Origin of the sequence: Phenylobacterium sp. (assembly GCF_016793225.1) — a bacterium.
Lineage (GTDB): Bacteria > Pseudomonadota > Alphaproteobacteria > Caulobacterales > Caulobacteraceae > Phenylobacterium.
This window is the reverse complement of record NZ_JAEUMN010000004.1, coordinates 1-1,891: the sequence shown is the minus strand read 5'-3', so window position 1 is coordinate 1,891 and position 1,891 is coordinate 1. Positions and strand designations below refer to the sequence as shown.

Genomic DNA, 1,891 nt, shown 5'->3' with positions numbered 1-1,891 from the left:
TGGTCTGCAGGTGGCTCCAGGGCGCCATCTCGCGCGCCTTGTCGTTGCCGATGCAGGTATCGACGATGATGCGCCGGCCCGGCGCCTCGATCACCAGGGCGTGGATCGACATCTTCAGCTTGCCCTGCTCGGTGGCGAAGTGGGGCTGGAGCCACTCGATCTCGCGGACCGCCTCGTAGGTCGCCTGGGGCAGGATGAACCGCGTGCCGCCCTCGGTCTCCATCTCGACGATGCGCGTGATCTTCACGTCGCCGACCCGCCAGCTCAGCATGCGTACTGCCTCCCGTTTCCAGGAGTTTGGCACGGCTCAGAGGTCGAGCGACAGGGCCGCCTTGAGATGCCGTCGCGTGGCGTCTTCGAACGCTTGGGGCCAGGCCGCGCCGACCCTCGCGGCGAGCGGCCGGGCCCGGGCGAGGAAGGCGCGGGCGAGATCCAGGTTGGCGGCGATGACGGCCTCTCCGTCCGCGCGGGGCGGCGTGATCGCCTCGAGCGCCTCGCGCTGCCCGGGCGTCAGGAAGCCGTTCAGCCGCTTGGCGCCGCGCGCCGTCTGGCCGTGGCCGTTCTCCTCGAGCATCAGGTCGATCATCATGCGCCGCAGGAGGTCGAAGCCCTGCTGGGCGGTGATCCACTCCTGCCGTCCGACGGCGACCGGCATCAGGCCGAGGACGCGCAGGAACTCGGTGACGGTCGCCGCCACGCGGCCCGGGGCGCCCGTGTCGGGCCCAGGCGGCGGACGCGGCGGGATCGCGGTGTCCCCGAACAGTGGCCGCCATCCGTCCCCGCCGGCGCGATCCACGTAGTCGCGGGTGGCGAAGTGGATGTCGAACCGCTCCCAGTCCGCCGTCACGGCGGCGACCACCACGCCACAGACATCGAAGGCGAGGACCGCCTCGGGCAGTCCCGGCCGCGGCTGCTTGTAGTCGGCGACGCAGGCCTTGAGGTCGTCGGGCGAGACCAGCGCGACGAGGTCGATGTCGCTCCACGCGTCGCCAGCGCCCGCCCCCAGGCTTCCCGAGAGCCACAGCGCCTTCACCCGCCCGTCCTGGGAGAGGGCGGCGACCAGGCGCTGCAGCAGGGCCTCCTGGGCCGGGGTCATGCCCGTCCCTATGCCGCAATCAGTGGCGGGCGGCGAGCGCCTTGGCGACGGTGGGGGCCAGCCGCGCGGCGATGATCGCCGCGCCGCGCGCGTTCGGGTGGATGCCGTCGGCCTGGTTCAGGGCGGGCATGCGCGCCACGCCGGCCAGCAGGTTGGGATAGAAGGCCACGCCGTGCGTGCGCGCCAGGGCCGGGAAGACGGCGTTGAAGTCCCGGGCGTAGCCGCCGCCCACCTCCACCGGCGCCTCGATGCCGGTGAGCACCACGGCGATGCGGCGCGCCTTCAGCTTGCGGATGATGGCGTCGAGGTTGGCGCGGGTGCGCTTCGGGTCCTGGCCCTGGAGAAGGTCGTTGGCCCCCAGGGCGACCACCGCCACGTCCGTGTCCTTGGCGACGCTGAAGTCCACGCGCGCCAGGCCGCCCGCGGTGGTGTCGCCCGACACGCCCGCCGCGCGGACGCGCGCGGGCGCGCCCAGCTTCGCGAGCTGGGCCTGCAGCTGGGCCGGAAACGCCGCGGCCCGGGGCAGGCCGTAGCCGGCGGTGATCGAGTCGCCCAGGACGGTGACGACCCGGGCGCGGGGCTGCGCAAGCGCCGGTCCTGCGGCCGCCAGAAGCGGCAAGGCGAACAGCGAACGGCGTGTGGGGCTTGGCTCGGCCATGATCGTCCTATGTAAGGGAGGTCGCCCGCCGCTCAACTTCGAGGTTCCTGCTTGAACGATCTGCCGCCGCTGGTTCTCGAAGACGTGGGCCTGACCCTTCCATCCGCCGCCGGACCCGTGGAGATCCTGCGGAGCCT

3 protein-coding genes are annotated in these 1,891 nt (G+C 72.8%); all 3 read right to left on the bottom strand.

The window, feature by feature from the left end; translation table 11 throughout:
• On the bottom strand, positions 1 to 271 hold a 271-nt coding region (locus JNK30_RS00140; RefSeq protein WP_293479034.1), incomplete at its 3' end, for a hypothetical protein.
• A 36-nt stretch (positions 272 to 307) separates the two neighbouring features.
• Positions 308 to 1,096 carry a hypothetical protein gene (locus tag JNK30_RS00135; protein ID WP_293479033.1) on the bottom strand — a complete coding sequence of 263 codons (789 nt, stop codon included), beginning with the start codon at positions 1,094 to 1,096 and terminating at the stop codon, positions 308 to 310.
• A gap of 19 nt (positions 1,097 to 1,115) precedes the next feature.
• On the bottom strand, positions 1,116 to 1,754 hold the full coding sequence (locus JNK30_RS00130; RefSeq protein WP_293479031.1) for an arylesterase: 639 nt from the start codon (positions 1,752 to 1,754) through the stop codon (positions 1,116 to 1,118).
• Between the last annotated feature and the right edge of the window lie 137 nt (positions 1,755 to 1,891).